Source organism: Actinoplanes sp. NPDC051861 (genome assembly GCF_040681145.1).
In the GTDB taxonomy this organism is placed as follows: domain Bacteria; phylum Actinomycetota; class Actinomycetes; order Mycobacteriales; family Micromonosporaceae; genus Actinoplanes.
In genome coordinates this window covers 40104-53494 of the sequence record NZ_JBFAYE010000001.1, presented here as the reverse complement: position 1 = coordinate 53494, position 13391 = coordinate 40104, and the positions used below count along the sequence as shown (strand labels likewise).

At 70.1% G+C, this 13391-nt stretch carries 18 protein-coding genes and 1 pseudogene; 3 read left to right on the top strand and 16 right to left on the bottom strand.

Translation table 11 applies throughout. The features are described 5' to 3' along the window. Positions 1–52 precede the first annotated feature (52 nt). From AB0M02_RS00280 to AB0M02_RS00220, 13 genes and pseudogenes are all read right to left on the bottom strand, one after another. Positions 53–322 (bottom strand): hypothetical protein, encoded by a 270-nt coding sequence (locus tag AB0M02_RS00280; protein WP_364219071.1) that lies wholly within the window; start codon positions 320–322, stop codon positions 53–55. Between the two features lie 170 nt (positions 323–492). Beyond that, a pseudogene (locus AB0M02_RS00275) lies at positions 493–540 on the bottom strand (hypothetical protein); the annotation flags it as partial. Further along, complete coding sequence (locus AB0M02_RS00270) at positions 537–689, bottom strand: hypothetical protein (RefSeq protein WP_364219068.1); 153 nt, start codon at positions 687–689, stop codon at positions 537–539. The gene AB0M02_RS00270 and the pseudogene AB0M02_RS00275, both read right to left, overlap by 4 nt. Beyond that, the gene (locus tag AB0M02_RS00265; protein ID WP_364219065.1) at positions 689–904 is read right to left on the bottom strand and encodes a hypothetical protein; all 216 of its coding nucleotides are present in this window, start codon (positions 902–904) and stop codon (positions 689–691) included. Before AB0M02_RS00265 ends, AB0M02_RS00270 begins: the two co-directional genes overlap by 1 nt. Next, positions 901–2778 (bottom strand): UvrD-helicase domain-containing protein, encoded by a 1878-nt coding sequence (locus AB0M02_RS00260; RefSeq protein ID WP_364219062.1) that lies wholly within the window; start codon positions 2776–2778, stop codon positions 901–903. The genes AB0M02_RS00265 and AB0M02_RS00260 overlap by 4 nt, the downstream gene beginning before the upstream one ends. Further along, entirely contained in the window at positions 2775–3692 is a 918-nt protein-coding gene (locus AB0M02_RS00255) for an ATP-binding protein (protein WP_364219059.1), read from the bottom strand. Before AB0M02_RS00255 ends, AB0M02_RS00260 begins: the two co-directional genes overlap by 4 nt. Next, positions 3689–3883 carry a hypothetical protein gene (locus AB0M02_RS00250; RefSeq protein ID WP_364219056.1) on the bottom strand — a complete coding sequence of 65 codons (195 nt, stop codon included), beginning with the start codon at positions 3881–3883 and terminating at the stop codon, positions 3689–3691. The genes AB0M02_RS00255 and AB0M02_RS00250 overlap by 4 nt, the downstream gene beginning before the upstream one ends. Next, positions 3880–4008, bottom strand: coding sequence for a hypothetical protein (locus tag AB0M02_RS00245; protein WP_364219053.1), 129 nt, complete (start codon positions 4006–4008; stop codon positions 3880–3882). Before AB0M02_RS00245 ends, AB0M02_RS00250 begins: the two co-directional genes overlap by 4 nt. Then, the gene (locus AB0M02_RS00240) at positions 4005–4382 is read right to left on the bottom strand and encodes a hypothetical protein (RefSeq protein ID WP_364219050.1); all 378 of its coding nucleotides are present in this window, start codon (positions 4380–4382) and stop codon (positions 4005–4007) included. Before AB0M02_RS00240 ends, AB0M02_RS00245 begins: the two co-directional genes overlap by 4 nt. After that, positions 4379–4816, bottom strand: a complete 438-nt coding sequence (locus AB0M02_RS00235; RefSeq protein WP_364219047.1) for a hypothetical protein — start codon at positions 4814–4816, stop codon at positions 4379–4381. The genes AB0M02_RS00240 and AB0M02_RS00235 overlap by 4 nt, the downstream gene beginning before the upstream one ends. Then, positions 4813–5154 (bottom strand): hypothetical protein, encoded by a 342-nt coding sequence (locus AB0M02_RS00230; protein WP_364219044.1) that lies wholly within the window; start codon positions 5152–5154, stop codon positions 4813–4815. Before AB0M02_RS00230 ends, AB0M02_RS00235 begins: the two co-directional genes overlap by 4 nt. Before the next feature lie 74 nt (positions 5155–5228). After that, on the bottom strand, positions 5229–5429 hold the full coding sequence (locus AB0M02_RS00225; protein ID WP_364219041.1) for a hypothetical protein: 201 nt from the start codon (positions 5427–5429) through the stop codon (positions 5229–5231). A 61-nt stretch (positions 5430–5490) separates the two neighbouring features. Next, positions 5491–5748, bottom strand: coding sequence for a helix-turn-helix transcriptional regulator (locus AB0M02_RS00220; RefSeq protein WP_364219038.1), 258 nt, complete (start codon positions 5746–5748; stop codon positions 5491–5493). Positions 5749–5895: 147 nt separating this feature from the next. Between AB0M02_RS00220 and AB0M02_RS00215 the strand changes: the two genes are divergently transcribed. The 3 genes from AB0M02_RS00215 to AB0M02_RS00205 all read left to right on the top strand — a co-directional run bounded on the left by AB0M02_RS00215 (position 5896) and on the right by AB0M02_RS00205 (position 9134). Further along, entirely contained in the window at positions 5896–6336 is a 441-nt protein-coding gene (locus tag AB0M02_RS00215; RefSeq protein ID WP_364219035.1) for a helix-turn-helix transcriptional regulator, read from the top strand. Between the two features lie 405 nt (positions 6337–6741). Further along, positions 6742–7968 (top strand): ATP-binding protein, encoded by a 1227-nt coding sequence (locus AB0M02_RS00210; RefSeq protein ID WP_364219032.1) that lies wholly within the window; start codon positions 6742–6744, stop codon positions 7966–7968. 56 nt (positions 7969–8024) lie between these two features. Beyond that, the gene (locus AB0M02_RS00205; protein WP_364219029.1) at positions 8025–9134 is read left to right on the top strand and encodes a PQQ-binding-like beta-propeller repeat protein; all 1110 of its coding nucleotides are present in this window, start codon (positions 8025–8027) and stop codon (positions 9132–9134) included. Between the two features lie 4 nt (positions 9135–9138). Here the strand turns inward: AB0M02_RS00205 and rlmB are convergent, their stop codons facing one another. The 3 genes from rlmB to AB0M02_RS00190 are packed head-to-tail and all read right to left on the bottom strand — an operon-like array spanning position 9139 to position 13289. Continuing rightward, on the bottom strand, positions 9139–10266 hold the full coding sequence (rlmB, locus tag AB0M02_RS00200; protein WP_364219026.1) for a 23S rRNA (guanosine(2251)-2'-O)-methyltransferase RlmB: 1128 nt from the start codon (positions 10264–10266) through the stop codon (positions 9139–9141). Then, entirely contained in the window at positions 10266–11678 is a 1413-nt protein-coding gene (cysS, locus tag AB0M02_RS00195; protein ID WP_364219023.1) for a cysteine--tRNA ligase, read from the bottom strand. The genes rlmB and cysS overlap by 1 nt, the downstream gene beginning before the upstream one ends. 30 nt (positions 11679–11708) lie before the next feature. Next, positions 11709–13289 carry a S8 family serine peptidase gene (locus AB0M02_RS00190; RefSeq protein WP_364222410.1) on the bottom strand — a complete coding sequence of 527 codons (1581 nt, stop codon included), beginning with the start codon at positions 13287–13289 and terminating at the stop codon, positions 11709–11711. Positions 13290–13391: the final 102 nt, after the last annotated feature.

Here is a 13391-nt window from a genome sequence, read left to right as displayed (position 1 = left end):
TAGAGCGCTCTCCGGCCTGGTCCTCCCCACCCGGGCCGGAGAACGAGGGGGGTCAGGCGTTCGGGAAGCAGGCCGGTTCGGTACAGGCCAGGGCGCCCTGGTGGTCCGCCCAGGCGGCCGAGAACTCCGCGGCCTGCGGGCCCTTCGGGTCGCACGCGGCGACCGCCACGTCCTGATAGACCGCTTCACCCCGCCACGGACGCTTCGTCGTCTTGCGCTTGTCGGCGGCCGGCTTGTGCGCGATCGCGCCGGGCCCCAGCGGCAAAACCACAGCGACGCTCGCACCGGTCGGGAACAGCTTCGGGGGGATAGGCCTGGTCAAACCGGGGCCTCCTCGTCTTCCAGCAGTTGGTTGATGTCGAACAGTTCGAGCTGGCCGTCCCCGACCGGCGCGGCCCGAGCAGCGCGCACGAGGACCGTCGTGCAAAGCCGGGAGCGGACGAGGCCGAGGCGGCGGGCGCAGCCGCGGCCGACACCGCGCGCCCGTGCCAGCGGATTGCGCAGCCGGCGACCGCAGACCCGGCACCGACGCGAGGTCACAGCAGGCCGAGCTCGGCGAACGCCATCACCGTCTCGTGCGGCCGGTACCTCTCGTCGAAGCAGCCGCAGCCCGGGCCGCCCTCGCACACGTCGTCCTGGCAGTCGCCGGCGCAATCCACGCCGCCGCAGTCGTCACAGGGGTCTTCCATCACCGGTCTCCCGTCCTGAGCTGGTGTTCGGCCTGCCGGGCGTCGCGTTCCGCCTCGGCCGCGGCGATCGCGTCTTCGTCGTGGACTGCGTTTCCTCGAGGCAGCGGGCATTCCAGGCACACGCCGGGTGTCGGGCTCTTCTTCCAGCGGTGGACCTTGATCCCTCGGTGGGGCGCCCGGGCCGGCGCGATGCCGGCCCGGGAACCCCTGCTCATGCGACCGCTCCGGTCCGGCGAGGTGCGGGCACCGGGGTGTTCCCGGCGATCCCGAACGCTTCCCGGGCCCGGCGGCGGACCTCCGCCACGTCAGCCGGCGTCGCGGGGCCGACGCCGTCGGGGTCGACGGCGAGCGAGGACCGGTCGAGCAGCCGCTCGAACTCCGCCTTCTCGACATCGGTGGGGGCCGTCGGCGACTCGAACGTCCAGTCATCGCGCTCAGCCCACTCGGGGTGGTCCTTGATCTCGCCGCAGGACCGGCACAGGCCGTCCTCACGGGCGTAGACGTCGAATCGCATGGCCTGACCGCACTTCACGCAGTGCTGGTCCTCTTCGCCCAGGTCGTATGCGTCCGGCAGGTCCGGGATCACCGCGGCGGGGTGCTTGGCCACCGCGCGGGCGATCCACGAGTCCGGGGCCGGGCCGCCGTGGTCGTAGTCGTCCAGCCAGGCCAGGCCACCCCGGTCCAGCACCTTCCGGGCCCTGGTCTGCGCGACGTAGGCGAGCATCAGCTCGTCCTTGCGCCACAACGGCCGGCCAGTCAGCTTGTCGCGGCGTGGTTCCCGGAAGTCGGTGCCGATCCGGACCCGGTCCCACTCGCGGCCCTTGGCCTTGTGCGCCGTGGAGATGATCACGTCGGCGTGCTGCTCGTCGACGAGCGTGGAGACGAGCGCGAGCAGCTGCTGCGGGCCATGCTCGTCGACCAGCTTGACGAGGACCTTCAGCGAGCCGGACGCGTCGTCCAGGTCGGCGTGCTCCTGGACCTGCGACCAGGTCTTGAAGGCCAGCAACTCCGGGTGCGCGGTGCCGCGGCCGGCCATCAGGTCCATGGCGGCCTGGGCGAGGCGTACGAGGTCATCGCCACCGCCGACCAGCGCGGCCCGGCGGCCGCCGCGGACGGCGTCGACGAGCTGGGCGATCGCGCCGGCGTTCGACCGGCACAGGACCGCGTCGGGTTCGGCGAGCGCGGCCAAGACCGATCCGGCTGGCTCGAAGCCTCGCAGCCGGAGCGGGGCCCGGAGCAGAGTGAGCCAGCGGTTGGCTTCGGCCGCGATCGCCGGGCCGAACCGGAAGGACTGGCTCAGCGTGAGCCTGTGGTCCGCGACGAACTTCTCCATCGCATCGATCGCGCCCCGGAAGCCGTAGATCGCCTGGGCCGAGTCGCCGACCATGATCCGCTGGGCGTGGTCCTGGAAGTGGAACAGGCTCGCCATGACCGGGGACAGGTCCTGGGCCTCATCGAGGAGGACGTAGTCGACCGGGATCTGCGGCCGCGACAGCTGGTAGATCTTCAGGTAGACGTCGTGCGTGCACTGCAGCTTCCCGCCCCGGACCAACTGCAGGTCATCCCACGCCTTCCGGGCGTACACCAGGTACTTCGCCAGCTCGGCGTTCTCGGCGTCGCTGTAGGAGTCGACCGGCTCCAGGTGCTGCACACCCGGCTCCTGGTCCGCGCTGTTGAGGAACCGGCCGACCATCGCCATGGTCATACGGGCCAGGGTGATCGGGGACAGCGGCGCCAGGCCGGGCGCGAGCTCCACCGGGCTGTTGATCCCGAGCGCCTCCGCCGCCGCCTTCGCGGGCACCCGCGGCCCCTTGATCCGGTCGATGTAGTGCCGACCGACCGGCCCGAACGCCAGGCTGTGGGCCGTCCGGCAGTCCACCCGAGCCGGGAAGTCCCGCTTCGCCTCAGTCGCCAGGGCCTTGTTGTACGCGATGTACACGCCCTTGCGGTTCGGCTGCGCCTGCGCGGCCATCTTCAGCGTGCTGCTCTTGCCGCAGCCGGCGCCAGCCTGGACGACGATGGTGGGCCGGTCGGCCGCGGTGAAGGCGTCGATCACCGCGGCCTGCTCGGTAGTCGGCTTGTGGCTCACGCCGGCACCTGCTCGTCAGCGGCCCGAGCGGCTCGCGCCTTGGCCTCCAGGCCACGGGACTTAACGAAGTCGCCCAGCGACATCTCATCGCCGGTGTTCGTGATGATCGCCGCCATCAGCAGGCCGTGCCGCTCCGCCTTGCGGTAAACATCGATCAGCTCGTCGTATGTGGCATCCGGCGTGGCAAGAACTTCGTCGCGGATCTCTTCCGCGGTCGGGCCCGCTTCGCCGTCCTGGAGCCAGTCGCCGAGCGTCTGCCCGAAGGAGGCGTCCGGCCGGTGGATGACCGCGCTGGAGAGCGCCTTGCAGCGGCTCTTGGTGACTACCAGCGTGTTGTCCAGGTCGAGCGTGCCGACCAGGGTGAACTCGTACTCCAGGCCCTCACGCTGCTCGGCTTTGAGGCCGATCTTCTTGGGCACCTTCTTCCCGCGGTCGTTCTCCTCGACCACCCATTCGGTCTTGGTGCGCAGCGTCGCGATCAGGTGGCCGGGGTAGGCCAGCATCGCCTCGATCATGCGGCGTTCGGTGGGCCGCATCTCCTTCCAGCCGCCGAACGTGTTCCCGCCGGCGGAGCGCTTCGCCGCCCGGTCGACCTGTTCGAGCATGCCGTCCGTGCCCATCCAGAAGTGCGAGAGGCTGTCGACGACGATCACGTCGTAGCCGGCCTTGGCCGCGGCGGCGAGTGCGCTGGTGAGTAGCTGGGGGTCGTAGCTGTCGAGTTCGAGGGTGTCGAAGTCGAACTCGTCGGCGTACAGGCTGGCCGATCGGTGCTCGGTATCGATCACCGCGATGCGCTGGCCGAGGGCTCGGGCGGTGATCAGCGCCGTGTAGGTCTTGCCACTGCCCGACGGTCCTTCGAGGGCGATGCGGGCCTTCGCGGCCTTCTTGGTGGCCTTGGTGAAGGTGAAAGTCATCGGGGTTGCCCCTTCAGGTCGTAATGGTTGGTGGCCGCCGCCCGCATCGCGACGAGGATCGGGTGGGTGGCGTCGGCGCGGGCCCGGTCGGCGTCGGCGGCCGGCCCGGTCGCCAGGACGATGGGCGGGCGATCGCGGAGCACCTGGGCCCACTCGGCGGCGGACTGCGCCTCGGTGAGCGGCTCGGTCACGACGCCTCCCGCGGCCGCGGGATCAAGGCCAGGGCGCGGCGCTGCTCACGGCGCTCCATCACCAGCTGGTAGGCGGCGTAGCCGAACGCGGCGAGGCTGATCAGCCCGAACATGGGGTCGATCACGATCCGCCCTCTTTCCGCGAGGGCGACAGGTCCGGCCGCGGGATCATGCGGGTCTGCTCAAGCGCCCGGATCCGGTCAGCGCCGGTCGCGGGCATCCAGTCAGCGGGGACCGTGCGAACGGTGTCCTGACGGTGCCGGCCCGGGAGCTGGGGAGCCAGCTGCGGGGACGGGGCAGGCGAGCCGGTCTCGGCTGATTCGGGGTCGGACGGCCACGGGATCAGCTGCGGCGGGTGGATCGGCGGCGTGTTCACCGAGACGTCCGGCTGGGCCGGCTCGCACTGTCGCGATTGGGCGACGCCGAGCAGGATCAGCACGACGGCGGTGGCCACCGAGAGGGCAGCGATCACGATGACGACGATCAGCGGCCGGCTCATGCGGTGTCCCCGTCCTGCTGCTGCTCGTGGGGCGGGAGCACGGCGGGCGCCTGGAAGCGGGCGTTCATCAGGGACGCCCAGGCGTCGGTCTTGCGTGGTGCCGGGCGCTCGTTGCGGTTCGGCGGTTGCATGAGGAACGTTTCCTCGGCGGCGGCCTGGCGGAGCTCGTTGCGCCAGCGGAGGTTCTTGTTGAGTTCGACGCGGAGCATGTCGGCGGCGTCGAGTGCGGCGTCCCGCTCGACGATGGCAGTGTCGGCGTCGTAGCGAGCTGCGGTGAGTTCCTTGCGCAGGTCGGCCTTGCCCTTGCCGAGGAGACGGTTTGCGGTGCTGAGGTTGCCGTTGTCGGCCCGGAGAGCCCGGATGTGGATCAAGGCGGCGGCGAGGAGCAGCGCGAGGACGGTGGCGATGACGGCGTAGATGTCGGCCTCGGTCACCGGGCACCGCCAGCAATTTCGCACAGTGCGGTCTCGGTGCCAGTGGGCAGCTTTTCGGGGACGGGGTCGGGTTCCGAAGCGATTACGCGGAGATCCCAGCCGTCCCAGACGACGTCTGAGTGCGTCAGGTTCCCAATGCCGTCCAGTTCGTACTTCCGGGCCTCGACGCCGAAGTGCACCACCCAGGCGAACCCGTCCGCCATGGAGCCGCAGTGCAGGTAGAGGATGCCGTGATCGGCCTTGAAACTGACCGTCTCGGGCAGGGGCAGGGTGGTGGCGAGTGCAATCTGGGCGAGCATCGCTCGTTGCGGCTTGCGGGTCGGTTTCTTGCTGGCCATGTGGTACTCCTTGGGTGTCTGGGCGGTCCCGAGCGCTGGCGAGCGATTCCTCGGGGCCGCCGGTCTTCTTCGGGCTAGCTGGCCTTCCTCGCCGCGCGGGCCTGGGCCGAGCGCAGCGCCATGAGCGCGTAGTGCGCCTTCTTCAGCCGGTCCACCGCGGCCTCCAGCTCGTCCGGCGGCAGAACGCCGTCCGGGTCCGCTTGCCGCTCCCACTTCCGGCGATGGCCGGCGGTCGCCGCAGCGGTCGCCGCTCGTCGCGCTTCCGGGGAATTCACGTGCGCCCACCGCACGTTTGCTGCGCGCGTAGCAAGCAGGGTTCTGTGCGTAGCGGGGAGGTTAGCCGTCGACATGCTGGACCTCCGGTTCCATGAGGACTGCAGAGGTGGTGCCGAGGGCGGTGGCGATGCGGTGCAACAGCGGGGCGGACGGCCGGCGGCGGCCGCGCTCGATGTCGCAGATGTGCTGCACGCTGGTCGGTGCGGCGCGTTCGGCCAGCTTCTCGGCGGTGAGGCCCGCCGCAACGCGGAGCCGCCGGATGCGGTGCCCGTCTACGCCGCCAGGTACCTGGCGGCGCCGGGGTGCCGTGTCGGTCATGGGCATCATGCTTGCGCAGAAATGCGCAGTACGCAAGTAGGACTGCGTAGAAAAGCGCAGAAGTGTAACGCAGTGCGTGAAGGATCCGCACCACTCATTCATGTTTGATGTTGCGCAGTTTTGCGCAGAAGGCCGTAGGGTGCCCTTATGACCGATCTCGCGCCCACCGAGCTCGGCCAGTTCCTAGAAGCAGCACGACGGCACGCCGGCATCTCCGGCCGCGAAGCCGCCCGCCGATCCGGCATCAGCGACAGCCGCTGGCGCCAGATCATCCGCGGAGAAGGAGGCCGCCCACCAGCGGTCACCGTCGTTGCAGCCGCGCTAGGAGTTGGCGCCGAACCCGACCACGCCCTCAAGGCAGCCGGCATGCCTCGGACCGAATCCGAGGTCGAGTCGCTCATAGCCGAGGCGCAGCGGCCAAAGACTCAGTCGGCACAGGTGTCGGGCTTGGCGGAGGAGATCGAGCGGATCAGAGCGCTGCCACTCCCGCCGGCGGAGCGCATCCGGGTAGCTCAGGGCGTCATCGCCATGTACGAGGACCTCGCGCGCGAGAGGCAGGACGAGGACCTCGCCGAGAAGGGCGGATGACGAGCACCCGTCTAGCAGTTTCGTGCTCGACGGGATTTACGCGGCTAGCAGGTCAGGGGCAATCAAGGCACGAGGCACAGACCGTCCCTCCTTGTAAACGGGAGGTCGTCGGTTCGATCCCGACCGGGGGCTCGTCTGCCCATGTCCATGCCCGCGGAGAGCGCGGGCCGAGGCGACTCGCATGCTGGCCGGGGGCCGAGCCCCCCGCACCCCCCACGGAAGAGCACGTGCTCTGTTGGGGAGCGGTTTATGCCGGGAAACCGGGTAATGCCCCCTGGCTTAGCTGCACGATGCGGAAGATGAGTTGTGCAAGATACGGAAGAAAAGTAGCGCGATTGCGGAACACGCTAGTCTGGTGGCGTGGCGGGATCACTGACCGGTATTGCTCCTCGTCGACTGCTTGACGTGCTGTTACGGAGGCTGGGCGAGGAGCCTGCGATCGTGCTCAACGGGCCACGCACGGTTGGCAAAAGCACGCTGCTGCACGCGCTGGGTGAACGCTCTCGGCGACCGGTCATCGACTGCGACGACCCGGCTACGCGGGCGGCGGTGCGCAATGATCCGGGGCGGTTTGTCAGCGGCCCCGGCCCCGTGCTGATCGATGAGTACCAGCACGTCCCCGAACTGCTGGACGCGATAAAGGCGGAGCTGAACCGGGATCTGAGCCCGGGACGGTTCGTGCTCGCCGGATCGACCCGATACGAAACACTCCCGCGCGCGGGTCAGGCGCTCACCGGGCGAGTCGACCTGGTCGACGTCCTGCCTCTGGCGCAGGTGGAGATCGACGGGCGGGACGCCGATCCCCTGATCCATCGGCTGCTCGACGGCTTGGAGGCGCCCGCCGTTTCGTCCGCCTCGTCCACCACACGCGACGAATACGCGAGGCGAATCACGTCCGGTGGTCTGCCGGTCGCCCTGCGCCGTCCACCGGGCCGATCCCGCTCCCGCTGGTTCGCCAACTATCTCGACCTGGTGATCGAACGCGATGTGATCGAGTTGTCTCGCGTGCGACAGCGGGAAATGCTCCCCCGGCTGTTGACCGTCCTGGCCGCGCGGTCGGGGCAGGTGCTCAACATCGCCGCCGCAGCCGAGGCGGTGGGAATGGAGAAGAGCAGTGCGGAGAACTACATCCGCCTATTGGAGGCGGTGTTCCTCATCCAGCGGCTGCCGGCGTGGGGAACCACGCTGGGTTCGAGAGTCGCCCGGCAGCCCAAGATCCACCTGGTCGATGCCGGAGCAATGGCCTGGCTGACCGGAGTGACACCGGAGAAGATCGCGACGAACGACCCGTCGGTGCTCACCGAGTACGGACATCTGGTCGAGACGTTCGTCGTGGGCGAGATCCTCAAGCAGGTGAGCTGGTGGGACGCGCCAGTGGCAGCCGGACACTTCCGGAATGCCATTGCCGAGGAAGTCGATCTGGTACTGGAACGCGACGACGGGACTGTCATCGCCGTGGAGGTCAAGGCGGGGACGAGAGTCGACCGATCCGATCTGGCCGGTATCCAGGCGCTACGCACCCGCATCGGGACACGACTGGTCAAGGCCGTGGTCTTCTACACCGGTCCGCTGGCATATGACCACGAGGACGGCACCGCGGTGCTGCCCATCGACGCGCTCTGGACCGGGTGACCGAATCGCCCACGTTTCGGTGGTTGCGGTTGGGTGGGTGGGTTCGTTGATCTTGTATGAGCTCCGTACTGGTGGCCGTATTGAGTGCGGCCCTCACCGTTCCCCTCCCCGCGCCGGCGTCGGAGTGGAAACAGCCCGGGTACGGCCCGGGCGCGACCTATTACAACCCGAGTGAGACTCGGCTGACCGCGTCCACGACCGGGGCGGTGAAGCCTCGGTGGAGCATCGCGACGCATGGGGCGCCGGTCTGCGAGCTGGGGCGGGAGCCTCTGGTGGCGGGCGGCGCGGTCTACAGCACCGATCCGGGTGGCGTGGGTGCGTATGAGCCGGCTACCGGAGCGCGGCGGTGGCACGTCAATCTGCCCAAGCGCGGGGTCACGAGGATGGCGCTGGCCGAGGGGAAGCTGATCACGCTCACCTATGCGTGTGAGGGGCAGAACAGCTTCCTGAGCGCCTACAACAGCCGGACCGGTGCGCGGTTGTGGGACGTCCCGCTCGGGGTGCCGGCCCAGGACATGGTGGTTGATCGGGGCATGGCTGTGGTCGACACCCGGCCCGACTTCGCGCTGAGCACCACCGCCTACCGGCTGTCGAACGGGTGGCGGGCGTGGCGCCTCACCGGTACTCGGGGAGATGGGCTGCTGTCGGCCGGGGGGCGGCTGCTGTTGCGCACCGAGGGGCAGGGGTCGCGGGCGGTGGCCATCGGCACGGGGGCGACCGTGTGGCAGACACACGAGGACTGGTACGCCGTCGGCAGCGACCCGAACGGCGCCCGCTTCTATGTCGGCGGCAAGAGTGGCGGGCTGTCCGCGGTGAACGCGGCCACCGGGGCCATCATCTGGCGGTCCAGCTGGCCGGCGCCGTCGGTCACCGCGGACGGCCGGTACGTCTACGTCCCGCGCAACCGCAGCACGATCGCCCTGGACGCGCGCAACGGCCGCAAGCTCTGGTCCGTGCACCTGCCCGACGCGGCCGGCCAGCCGGTGCGCGCCGGGCGCCTGCTCTACAGCCCCTCGGGGATCGGCGCGCCGCTGTCGATCGTCGACGCGGTCACCGGCAAGGCGGTGCCGGGCGGGGGGATGCCCAGCTATCAGTACTACGCGCCGACGGTGGCGTACGGCCGCCTCTTCCTCACGGACGGCGGCCGTCTCCAGGCGTACTACTGAGCGATCACTGGTGGGAGCGGCGGCGGCTGACCTCGGCCAGGGTCACCGCTGCCGCCACGCTCGCGTTCAGGGACTCCACGTCGGAGGCCATCGGGATGCTCACACGCAGATCACAGGTCTCACCGACGAGCCGGGACAGGCCGCGGCCCTCGGAGCCGACCACCACCAGCAGCGGGCCGACCGCGGCCTCCAGCTGGTAGAGATCGGTCTCGCCGTCGGCGTCCAGGCCGATCGCGGTGAAGCCCGCCTTCTGCGCCGACTTGATCGCGCGGGTCAGGTTGACCACCTGCGAGACCGGGACACGGGCGGCCGCACCGGCGCTGGTCCGCCACGCGGTTGCGGTGATGCCGGCGGCCCGCCGCTCGGTCATGAAGACACCGTGCCCGCCGAACGCGGCCACCGATCGGATCACCGCGCCGAGGTTGCGCGGGTCGGTGATGCCGTCCAGCGCGACCAGCAACGGCGCCGTCTGCTCCAGCGCGGCGGCGACCAGGTCGTCGAAGTCCTCGTACGCGAAAGGCGGCACCTGCAGGCCGATGCCCTGGTGCAGCACGCCCCCGGTCATCCGGTCCAGCTCGTTGCGGGTGATCTCCAGGATCGGGATGCCCCGGTCACCGGCGGTCCGCACGATCTCGGCCACCCGGTCGTCGATGTCGATGCCCTGCGCCACGTAGAGCGCGGTCGCCGGCACCAGCGCCCGCAGCGCCTCCACCACCGGGTTACGGCCGAGCAGCAGCTCCGGCCCTTCCTTGGTGGGGTTGGACCGGCGCCCGGGTGCGACCCGCGGGCCACGCGGACCGGCCGCACGGCCACGCCCGGCCGGTGCGCCCCGGCCGTAGCTGCCGGTGGCACGGCCACCGCCACGACCCCAGGTGGTGTCCTTGGTTCCGGGGACGCCGACCTTGGGCGCCCGGCCCTCGGCAGCCGCCGCCCGGCGCTCCTTGTCCTGCTTGCGCGCGGTCTTCTCGGGCAGCTTCTCGGTGCCCGAGTAGCCCTTGTGCCACGGCCGCTCGTCAGCGGGCAGGGTCTTGCCCCGGCCCTTGAGCCCGGCGCGGTTCTTGCCGCCGGAGCCCATCGCGGCGCCCTTTTTCGAGGTCGCCCGCTTGCTGGCGTTCTGGGAATTGCCCGGCATCAGTGCTCTCCTACCGTCCAGCGCGGACCGGCCGGAGTGTCCTCCACCTGAATACCCGCGTTCTTGAGCTGGTCCCGCACCGAGTCGGCGGCAGCCCAGTCCTTCCGTCCACGGGCCTGTGCCCGCTGTTCCAGAGCCAGCGCGACCAGCGAGTCGACCACCGGCTTCAGATCGTTGCCGCCCTCGCCGCCGCCCCACGCGTCGTCGAGCGGGTCCAGGCCGAGCACGCCGAGCATCGCCCGCACCGCGGTCAGCGCGCCGCGGATGGCCGGCTCGTCGCCGGCGGCCAGCGCGGTGTTGCCCTCCCGGATCGTGTCGTGCACGATCGCGAGCGCCGCCGAGGTGTTCAGGTCGTCGTTCATCGCGTCGGCGAACGCCGGCGGCACCGCCTTGGGCCGGCCCGGGCCGACCACCTCGGCGGCACGGTGCACGAAGCCCTCGATCCGCCGATATGCCACCGCGGCCTCGCGCAGCGCCTCGTCGGTGTAGTCGATCCGCGAGCGGTAGTGCGGGCTGCCCAGGTAGTAGCGCAGCTCGACCGGCCGGATGCCGGACTCGGCGACCGAGGCCAAGTCGATGACGTTGCCCAGCGACTTGCTCATCTTGGACTCGCCGAGGTTGAGCAGCGCGTGGTGCACCCAGTACCGCGCGAACCCGAGACCGGCCGCCCGGGACTGGGCGATCTCGTTCTCGTGGTGCGGGAACGTCAGGTCCAGGCCGCCGCCGTGGATGTCGAACTCGTCGCCCAGGTAGCGCCGGGCCATCGCCGAGCACTCGATGTGCCAGCCCGGACGGCCCCGGCCCCACGGCGACGACCAGTACGCATCCTGCGGCTCGTCGGCCTTCACGCCCTTCCACAGGGCGAAGTCACGGTGGTTGCGCTTGCCGCGCTCCGGGTCGTCGGCGTTCGGGCGCATGTCGTCGGGCTTCTGCCCGGAGAGTGCGCCGTACTCCGAGTAGGACAGCACGTCGAAGTAGACGTCGCCGTTGCCGGCCACCGCCGGGTACGCATGACCGTCCTCGATCAGGGTCTGGATCAGGTCGTGCATCTCGGTGATGTGACCGGTGGCCAGCGGCTCGTAGGTGGGCGCCAGCACGTTCAGCGAGCGGTAGTCCTGGTCGAGCAGTAGGCGGTTCTCAAACGCGATGGCCCAGAACGGGCGGCCCTGCTGCAACGACTTGACCAGGATCTTGTCGTCCACGTCGGTGATGTTGCGGACGAACGTGACCTCCATGCCGACGTGCAGCAGCCAGCGGCGCAACACGTCGTAGTTGACCGCCGACCGGAGGTGGCCGATGTGCGGTGGCGACTGCACGGTGAGACCACACAGGTAGATCCCCACCTGACCGGGCGTCATCGGGACGAAGTCCCGGACCGATCGGGTCGCGGTGTCATACAAGCGCAGCGTCACCGTACAAGGGTACCGACCCGCGCGACCGAATCAGTATTCGGCCACGGCCGCGTACGCGTCGACGACTCCATGGCCGTAGAAGCCGTTGAACCCGGTGCCGCCTTCACATCTGGCGTCGTACTCCGCGGGCTGTCCCTCCTTCTGATAGCTCTGCACCCGGCCGGGCGGGCACGGCCGTTCCGCGGCGGTGTCGACGAGCCGGCGCTCGACCGCGTCCGGGTTCATGGTCCGGCCGTTCCGCTTCGGGTCCGCGGCGCCGAACCGGCTGACGATCAGGGCGGCGACACCGGCCACGTGCGGTGCCGCCATCGAGGTGCCCTGCGCGAACAGGTAGTACGCGCAGGCGCCGGGCGGCGAGCAGTGCCGAACCACGCTGTCCTTGCCCTCGTCGGTGATCAGGCCGTTCTCGTCGATCAGGCCCTGCTGCTCCAACAGGCGCTTCGGGTAGCTGGAGAGGATCTGGTTGTTCGCGACCCGGTATTTGTCGGTGCCGTACCAGTCGTCGTGGTAGCCACCGGGCGCGGCGACCGTGATCTGCTCGACCCCGTAGTTGGAGTAGTCGGCCTTGCGCCCGGACGGGCCGAGCGCGGACGCGTTGAGCACGTGCGGCCCCTCCTGCGGCAGTGTCACGCAGGACTTGTTGTCGATCTCCCGTTCGTACGCCTCGGCACCGTAGTTGGGACTGGAGAAGTCGGTCCGCGGCTTGCCCAGGTCCTCGTGCGCGTTGCCGAGTGAGCTGATCAGCGTGACGCCCTTGCGATGGGCGTACTCCAGGGCCCGGTTCAGCCCGGTGATGATGGCACGCTGCTCGGCCTGGTCCTTCGCCTTGTCGTCCGGGTTCGCCGGGCAGAGCAAGCGCCACGGGTCGACGTAGAACGACATGTTGACCACGTCGATCCCGGCGTCACCGGCGTAGGTGAGCGCGTTCACGACCGGGTCGAGGAAGAAGTATCCGGAGTCCTGGCCGCCCTTGAGCTCGACCAGGGTGACACCCGGCGCGACGCCGGAGATGCCGAAGCCGTCCACGGCCGCGCCGATCGTGCCGGCCACGTGCGTGCCGTGCCCGCCGTCGTCGGTGCCGATCGGGTCGAGGCAGCTCTTCACCTCGCACGGGCCGTCGACATCGGTCATGTCCGGCGCGAAGTTGCGGGACATCTCGCGGTTGAAGTGCGGCGCCAGGTCCGGGTGCCCGGCGTCCACGCCGGTGTCCAGCACGCCCACGGTCACCCCGGCAAGAGCCTTGTGCACGGTACGGGCCTGGTCGGCGCGAACCATCTTCAGACCCCAGAGCCGGCTGTCCAGCGGGTCGCCGGTCTGCGGTCCGCGTGCGATGCCGGCACCGGGACCGGAGATCGGATCGACCGCGACCCGGGCGATGGCCCGGCGCTCGGCGGCCCCGATCAGCTCGGCCGACGCCGCTGCCCGGGCCGCGAACCGGGTGTCACCCGACGTCACCCGGTAGACGCCGACCGCGTCGTTGCCGCTGACGATCGTGCCGCCCGCCGCCCGGATCGCCGCGACAGCGTCGGCGGCGGAGACCCCGTCGTCCGCGACCACCGTGTAATCGGTGACCGTGACGGCCGTGACCGGCAGCAGAGCCAGGAGCGTCAGGCCGGAGACGACCGCGCGGGTGAGCTTCACTTTGAGGATGCTAGAGACGAAAAGGGGTGCCTGCTCCGCGATCGCGGAACAAGCACCCCTGATCAGAGCGGG

Coding starts and splice junctions, on each gene's coding strand:
- AB0M02_RS00270 (WP_364219068.1), bottom strand. CDS start 689: ATGGAAGACCCCTGTGACGACTGCGGCGGCGTGGATTGCGCCGGCGAC.
- AB0M02_RS00265 (WP_364219065.1), bottom strand. CDS start 904: ATGAGCAGGGGTTCCCGGGCCGGCATCGCGCCGGCCCGGGCGCCCCAC.
- AB0M02_RS00255 (WP_364219059.1), bottom strand. CDS start 3,692: ATGACTTTCACCTTCACCAAGGCCACCAAGAAGGCCGCGAAGGCCCGC.
- AB0M02_RS00240 (WP_364219050.1), bottom strand. CDS start 4,382: ATGAGCCGGCCGCTGATCGTCGTCATCGTGATCGCTGCCCTCTCGGTG.
- AB0M02_RS00230 (WP_364219044.1), bottom strand. CDS start 5,154: ATGGCCAGCAAGAAACCGACCCGCAAGCCGCAACGAGCGATGCTCGCC.
- AB0M02_RS00220 (WP_364219038.1), bottom strand. CDS start 5,748: ATGACCGACACGGCACCCCGGCGCCGCCAGGTACCTGGCGGCGTAGAC.
- AB0M02_RS00215 (WP_364219035.1), top strand. CDS start 5,896: ATGACCGATCTCGCGCCCACCGAGCTCGGCCAGTTCCTAGAAGCAGCA.
- AB0M02_RS00205 (WP_364219029.1), top strand. CDS start 8,025: ATGAGCTCCGTACTGGTGGCCGTATTGAGTGCGGCCCTCACCGTTCCC.
- rlmB (WP_364219026.1), bottom strand. CDS start 10,266: ATGCCGGGCAATTCCCAGAACGCCAGCAAGCGGGCGACCTCGAAAAAG.